This window comes from Fulvivirga aurantia (assembly GCF_009711475.1).
GTDB lineage: Bacteria > Bacteroidota > Bacteroidia > Cytophagales > Cyclobacteriaceae > Fulvivirga > Fulvivirga aurantia.
The window spans coordinates 1-6,407 of record NZ_SMMD01000723.1; the positions used below are offsets into that span (position 1 = coordinate 1).

A 6,407-nucleotide genomic window follows, 5' to 3' on the forward strand; every position below is an offset into this window, starting at 1 on the left:
CTGCAAGTAGCTTCTAATAACTCAGGTTCAGATAGTGAACTCACATTAACGCAATCTCAAATAGATGATTTGCTTGAATCTAATGGTTATGGTGAAGGAGAAACAGCTAATCTAAAATGGAGAGTTGTTGCCTTAACAGATGGAATAAGTAAAAACTCATTATCAGATTATAAAATTGATATTGAACGAATGTCCAACTTGGTTCCGCCAGTTAATTTATTCTTAGTGGGTACGGCTGTTGAAGTAGGCTATGACAATTCAACTTACATGAGCTTATTTAGAGATGAAAATAATGAGTTTTTATTTCATTACACGGGATACTTTAGTGCGGGAGAGTTTAAAATGTTAGAAGTGAGGGGGCAATGGCAACCGCAATGGGGTATTGGTTCAACTGCTAATTCTTTGGCCGTAAATGATGGTTCTACTAGCGACCCAGGAGCTATTCAAGTATCAGTTGCCGGATACTATACATTGACGGTTGATGCTGAAAATAAGTCTTACACTTTTGCTTCATATAATGCTTCAACGGCAGCTACTTTCGGAACGATGGGAATTATTGGAGATGCACTACCTGTTGGGTTTGACGGACCTGATGTGGATATGACACAATATATTGATGATCCTCATAAGTGGTATATTGAGGATGTTACATTGACACAAGATGTAATAAAGTTTAGAGCAGATGATGACTGGACAGATAATTGGGGTGGTTTCGCTTTTCCATCGGCAGTAGGAATCAAGAATACATTCGATAATATACCTGCTGAAGCAGGTGTATATGATATTTATTTTAATGATTTGAATATGCGTTATACGTTTATATTGCAATAATTCAGTTTATATATTTTATACATAGCGCAGCAGCATTTGCTGCGCTATTTTTTTATACAGTGATATGAAAAATCTTTTCTTACTAATCTTCGTTTTTATCTCTGGTAGTTTATCTGCGCAAACATTCACAGTTTCACCTGACTTTCCTAAGGCAGATGAACCAATCACAATTACAGTTGACGTCACTGGGGTAGGAACACTCGAAGATGAAACAGAAGTTTGGCTATGGGCTTTTTTACCAGACTGTTCCTCAGACTGTGATGCAATTACTAACGTCAATCCTGCAGATAACAGTGCAGATGACGCCAAATTTACTTCAACAGGAACTGCAAACGAGTATACTTTAACTTTTACTCCAACTAAGATTTTTAATAAGTCAGCTAGCGAAATAACACGTATTGGTTATTTGGTGAAAGCTCGCGATTTTTCGGGTGGACAGACTGCAGATCAATTTATAAACATCTCTTCAGGAAACTTAGAAGTGGCATTCACACAACCTACTTCTGCTTACCAGTTTGTGAATTCAGGTCAGGTAATAAATATTTCAGCTGCCTCCTCAGCAAATGCGCTTTTATCTCTATCTATCAATGGTACTGAAGTTTCTTCAACCAACGGCACAGCCATTAACTATAATCATACTGTCACAGAAACTGGAACTGTAGAGGTAATTATAACAGCTAACGATGGCAGCAATACAGCATCTGACAGTTTTTACTTTATTGTTAGAGAAGCTACACCAACCGTCACTATTCCGACAGGAGTACAAAAAGGAATTAATTATACCTCAGATGATACAAAAGTTATACTCAGCCTGGAGGCACCTGGTAAAAATTCAGTTTATGTCATAGGAGAGTTCAATGATTGGATTCCTGGCTCAGCTTATCAAATGAATAAAGATGGAGATCTCTTTTGGTTAGAAATTTCAGGCCTCGTTAGCGGAACTGAATATGCCTTTCAATATTTGGTAGACGAGGATATAGTTGTGCCTGATCCATATGCAGACAAAGTGCTTGATCCGGATAATGATGCCTTTATACCGGCAGCTACTTACCCAGATCTTAAAAGCTATCCTGCAGAAGCTGAAGGAATTGTTTCGGTGCTACAAACTGGACAAGCTGCTTACAATTGGCAAGTAACTGATTTTAATGCTCCGGCCAAGGAAGACTTAGTGATTTATGAGCTTTTAGTACGGGATTTTGAAGATGCTCAAAACTATCAGTCAATCATCGATCGTCTCGACTACATCGAAGGATTAGGTGTCAATGCTATCGAGTTAATGCCTATTATGGAGTTTGATGGTAATTTGAGTTGGGGTTATAACCCTTCCTTCTTCTTTGCTCCTGATAAGTATTATGGTAGTAAAAATGCCTTAAAAGAGTTTATTGATGAGTGTCATAAAAGAGGAATGGCTGTAATACTTGATATGGTGCTCAACCATACTCATGAAGACAATCCTATAGCACAATTGTATTGGAATGATGCTGATTTTGTTCCTGCAGCAGACAATCCGTGGCTTAATGTGGTTCCTAGACACCCATTTAACGTTTTCTATGATTTTAACCATGAGTCTCCGTATACTCAAAACTTTGTAGACACTGTAAATCATTACTGGCTCGAAGAGTACAAATTTGATGGCTACAGATTTGATTTAACAAAGGGCTTTACTCAAGATTTCACTGAAGGATCCGATGTTGGTGCCTGGAGTTCATATAATCAAAAAAGGATTGACTTACTAAAGAGGATGGTGGATGCTATTTGGGTTGATCACCCCGATGCCCACATTATTTTCGAACATTTGGGAGCCAATAGTGAAGAAAAGGTTTTGGCTGATTATGGTATTATGATGTGGGGTAATATGAATCATAACTACAATCAGTTGACTTTAGGTTATTCGGATGATTCAAATATTGAATGGTCATATCACGGTACAAGAAACTGGAATGACCCTAACCTTATTGCTTATATGGAAAGTCATGACGAAGAACGCCTGGTTTACAGAAATCTGGAATTTGGGAATACATCAAATGGTGGGCATAATACAAAAAACTTGAATGTAGCTCTGGAAAGAGTGAAAGCCGCCTCTGCCATTTATTACACTATCCCCGGTCCTAAGATGATCTGGCAGTTTGGAGAGCTTGGTTACGATAAATCAATTGAGCTAAATGGAAGGACAGGTGAAAAACCAGCTCCTTGGGCCTCATCTGCAGATGGTTTGGCTTATAATGAAGATACGGATCGATTGAGATTGTACAATTTGACTGGCGCGCTGGCTGACCTAAAGACTAGCTATGATATATTTAATAGTTCTGATTTCACGCTCGATCAAAGTCAGTCTTTAATTAAGCAGGTCACGTTGAAAAACCAACCTTACACAGCTACTCCGACAGACCCATCTCAGATGAATGTGGTTGTGGTGTGCAACTTTAATGTTACCAATCAAAATGTCTCAGCTACATTTCCGCATGACGGTAATTGGTATCATTATTTTGCCAATGGAGATGAACTTGTAGTATCCGGAGGATCTGAAGAGTTGTCGATGTCTCCGGGTGAGTTTAGAATTTACACTGATGTGAAATTAAATGCAGTGGCTTCTGAATTGACTAACCATGTGCAGCCAAACGCACCAATCAGCTTAACCGCTAGTGAGGTGGCTAATCAGGGAGTTCAATTATCATGGAGTGATGAGTCGGTTATAGAGACTAGTTATAAGATCTATAGAGGAAGTGATTCTGGTAATTTAAATGAAATAGCCTCAGTGTCTTCAAATTCTGAAACATTTATAGATGAGAGTGCTGAGCCGAACACTGACTATTCTTATGCAGTTTATGCAAGTAATCAGCAATACAAGACTCAAAGCAATGTAGTAAGTATATCAACATCTAATCTCATTACAAGTCTCGAGCTCATCGCTGGAGAAGGTAATGTTGTTTTCCCCAATCCGACTGATGGGAAAATCTATGTTAAAGGATTTCAGGCGAAGGATGAGGTATATGTTTATTCAATCACAGGAGAACTCCTCAAAGAAGAGAGGCTTAGTGAGGATCATACTTTGAATATATCTGATTTAAAAGCAGGAATTTACTTTATAAAAGTATCTGGTGGTAAATCAAGCATTGTAAATCGCATTATTAAGAATTAAAAATTAGACACCTAATGAATAAATATTTATCAATTTTTTGTTTACTGCTTGTGAGTTGTAGTCAGCAAGAAAATAAGAAAGAGGTTGTTAAAAATAACAACGGCCACTGGGCACCCAAGTCGGTAGCTTATGAAATTTTCGTGCAGTCATTTTACGACTCCGATGGAGACGGTATTGGCGACATCAAAGGCATGACCTCCAAACTACAACATGTCAAAGACCTGGGGGCTGATGCTATATGGCTGATGCCAATCATGGAGTCACCTTCATACCACAAATATGATGTGGTTGATTATAAGAGTATCCACCCTGATTATGGTTCTGTGGAGGACTTTAAAGCTTTCGTTGATGAGGCACACAGCATGGGTATCAAGGTCATAATAGACTTCATTATTAATCACACAGGTTCTGATCACCCATGGTTTCAAAATGCTATGCAGGGTCCAGATGCCAAATATCGCGACTATTATGTATGGGCCGACAAAGACTCAATCGCAGAGGAAATCGCCAAGAAGGAAATCTCTTTTGACTCAGATAATATCACTCAATGGCATGCTGTAGATGGTGACACAACAGCTGAGCATTACTACGGATTCTTTCATGGAGGAATGCCAGACTTAAATTTTGACAATCCTGAAGTACGTAAAGAGGTTTATGCTATTGGTAAGTTTTGGTTGGAAGAAATGGATGTCGATGGTTTTAGAATGGACGCTGCCAAGCATATCTATCCTGATGACAGGGCAGAAGATAGCCATGAGTTTTGGGCTGAGTTTAAGACCGAAATGGAGAAAATTAAATCTAATGTTTACATAGTAGGAGAGGTCTGGGCTAATACAGAAACCCAGGCGCCTTACGTAAAAGGATTTACAGCATTATTTGACTTCGATTTAGCATTTAGCATTATAGAGTCTGTGAACAAAGGAAAGGTTACTAAGGCCAGTATTTCAGGCCATGGGTGGGATACTGACTCGGTTGGTTCTTTTATAACCAGAGTAATAGAAAATAAAAAAACATATAATGAGGTAAACGAAGGGTATACCAATGCTACATTCTTAACAAATCATGATCAAAACCGAGCCATGTCTATGCTGGATAACGATGTTGAGAAAGCCAAGGCAGCCGCTGCAATATTACTTACGCTACCGGGTACACCTTACATCTATTATGGTGAAGAAATTGGTATGAAAGGGATGAAACCTGACCCTAATATCAGAGAGCCATTTATCTGGGAAACACCTGCTGGTGAGGGAAGAGCAAGCTGGATTGAGCCTAAGTTCTCTACTGATGAAACCATCACCTCTTTGGAAGAACAGGTGAAAGACAATAACTCGCTCTACAATTATTACAAGAGTCTTATAGAAATCAGAAAGAGCAATGAAGCGCTCACATTAGGTGATTTACAGGCAAAACAAGTAGAAAATGAATCACTACTGGTTTTTGATAGAAAATCAGATGGTCAAAATGTAATAGTTGTACATAACCTCTCTGATACAGAACAAACTATAGATATAGAAAGCTCAAAATCATTGATTTTCGGCAACAATGAATGGCTTGAAGAAGGTAAGCTTACGCTACCAGCTTATAAATCGGCAATAGTAAATCAGTAAAAAGTGTTGCTATGAAATAGCGCTATTAATTAGTATTATTATTGGAGAGTTCTATATGGGCTCTCCTTTTTTTATGACTTAATAGTAAGCTATGTCGATTTATCTCGGTGAATTTATAGGCACCTTCATACTTATGTTATTAGGCTCCGGAGTGGTTGCTGGAGTTTTATTAAATGATAGTAAAGCCAAAGATGCAGGTTGGTTGGTAATTGTAGTTGCCTGGGGTTTGGCAGTTTCATTTGCGATTTATGCTGCAGGCAACATCAGTGGCGCGCATATCAACCCGGCAGTAACCTTAAGCCTTGCATTTGTCGGTGATTTTGAATGGAGCAAGGTACCGGGCTACCTCGCTGCGCAAATTCTAGGAGCAGGTTTAGGCTCTACACTCGTATGGGTTCACTACCTCCCACATTGGAAAAAAAGTAATGATGCAGGAGCCAAGCTGGCGATTTTCTGCACTGGTCCGGCAATAAGATCCTATGCTTCAAACCTTGTGAGTGAGATGATAGGAACCATGGTGCTTATCATGTCTATTCTGTTTATCGGAGCCAACGAGTTTACAGAAGGACTGAATCCGCTGGTGATTGGAGCCCTCATAGTAGTGATTGGCCTTTCACTGGGTGGTACTACTGGTTTTGCCATAAATCCCGCAAGAGATTTTGGACCTCGGATAGCTCATTTTCTATTGCCTATTGCTGGTAAGGGTAAGTCTGATTGGTCGTATGCCTGGGTGCCCGTTGTAGGGCCTTTATTAGGAGGCCTGCTGGGAGGAGCACTTTACAAAATGTTGTTTTTACAGCAATACCATTGGACGTATTCAATCGTTATTG

At 39.2% G+C, this 6,407-nt stretch carries 4 protein-coding genes; all 4 read left to right on the plus strand.

Translation table 11 applies throughout. The features are described from left to right. A partial coding sequence (locus E1176_RS08300) for a SusF/SusE family carbohydrate-binding protein (protein ID WP_155210145.1) occupies window positions 1–831 on the plus strand: 831 nt, incomplete at its 5' end. 64 nt (window positions 832–895) lie between these two features. Next, complete coding sequence (locus E1176_RS08305; RefSeq protein WP_155210146.1) at window positions 896–3,970, plus strand: alpha-amylase family glycosyl hydrolase; 3,075 nt, start codon at window positions 896–898, stop codon at window positions 3,968–3,970. 14 nt (window positions 3,971–3,984) lie between these two features. Next, entirely contained in the window at window positions 3,985–5,577 is a 1,593-nt protein-coding gene (locus tag E1176_RS08310; protein WP_155210147.1) for an alpha-amylase family glycosyl hydrolase, read from the plus strand. Between the two features lie 91 nt (window positions 5,578–5,668). Continuing rightward, window positions 5,669–6,407: MIP/aquaporin family protein (locus E1176_RS08315; protein ID WP_155210148.1), on the plus strand; the 739-nt coding region annotated here is incomplete at its 3' end.